This is a genomic window from Burkholderia sp. AU45274 (assembly GCF_030482505.1).
Classification (GTDB): Bacteria; Pseudomonadota; Gammaproteobacteria; order Burkholderiales; family Burkholderiaceae; genus Burkholderia.
The window spans coordinates 1-1,401 of sequence record NZ_JAUJQE010000035.1; the positions used below are offsets into that span (position 1 = coordinate 1).

Sequence of the window (1,401 nt, forward strand, 5' to 3'; positions counted from 1 at the left end):
AGGGCTGAGTTCTGTATTGCACGGGACTCAGCCCTTTTAGTTTCAGTTTGATGCGGTCGTGATTGTAGTAGTGGATGTAGCTTGCCAAGCCGGTTTGCAGTTCGTCCAGGTTGCGGAACCGATTCAGATGGAAGAACTCGGATTTCAGCGTGCCGAAGAAGCTCTCCATGGCGGCGTTGTCCAGGCAATTCCCTTTACGCGACATGCTTTGCGTGAGCGCTCGTTGCTGCAGTAGGCGGCGATACGCAGGCATCTGGTACTGCCAGCCCTGATCCGAATGCAAGAGAGGCCGCTCGTGTGACTTCAAGCGCGCCAATGCCTTGCGAAGCATTGCGCTGACCATCTCGAACGCCGGGCGCCTCGCGGTTTCATAAGCAATGATCTCGCCGTTGTACAGATCGAGCACTGGTGACAGGTACAGCTTCTGGCCGCCCACGTTGAATTCCGTGACATCCGTTACCCACTTCTCATTCGGACGCTTTGCGTAGAACCGACGCTGTAAAACATGAGGTGCAACACGTCCGACGCTACCTTTGTAGGAGCGGTATTTCTTCGGGCGCACACAAGACTTCAGCCGCAACTCACCCATCAGACGCGCCACAGTCTTGTGGTTAATCACCTGTCCCAGATTACGTAGAGCGAGCGTGATGCGTCGATAGCCGTAGCGGCCCTTGTGCCGTTCGAACAGCGAGCAGATTCTTGCCCTTGTATCGGCATACTTGTCGGCTGCTCCGAGCAATTTCTGATGATAGTAGAACGTGCTGCGCGCCAAGCCGGCAACCTTCAACAAGCCCGCAAGCGGATATTGCTGCCTTAGCTCGAGCACGATTTGCGCTTTTTGCGTTGCGCTGATCGCTGCTGCGCTTGAGCCAAGGCTTCGAGCTTTTTTAAGTACGCGTTCTCCATGCGCAGGAAGTTCAACTCGTCGAGTAGTTCCTGTCGGGAGCGCGTATCGTCCTCGGGTAGCGGCGGTGGCGTGAGCGGTGGCTTGGGCATCTTCCTGGGGCGCCCCCGCTGGCGCGGCGACAGTGCGTCTATACCGCCTTCATCATACTGGCGTTTCCACTGGCCGATGGCCGTACGGTTCCTAATGTTGAAGCGTGCAGCCGTCTCACGCGCTGACAACCCTTCGCTACGCATTTGCTGCAGTACAAGCAACTTGAACTCTGCGCTGTAGCGCTCGCACTTCTTCTTCAAGCCTGCCGGACCATGTATGCGATGGGCCGCCACCCACTTGCGGATCGTCGCCTCATCGACGCCGTGGCGCTTGGACATCTCACGGAACCCAGCGTGGCCGGACTCGTACTCCTCTGCAATGGATACCTTGAACTGCTCCGTGTACTTGCTCATGAAAAACACCCCAAAGGTTGGATCGATGTCCAACTTTTGGGGTGCAGTTCA

1 protein-coding gene is annotated in these 1,401 nt (G+C 56.7%); it reads right to left on the reverse strand.

The window, feature by feature from the left end; translation table 11 throughout:
- Positions 1–1,350 (reverse strand): IS3 family transposase gene (locus QZM35_RS38070; RefSeq protein ID WP_089430986.1). Its coding sequence is split into 2 segments (ribosomal slippage), with 1,351 coding nucleotides annotated over them: positions 1–876 and positions 876–1,350; the frame shifts between segments, so codons are not numbered across the junction. This gene is flagged as partial in the annotation.
- Positions 1,351–1,401: the final 51 nt, after the last annotated feature.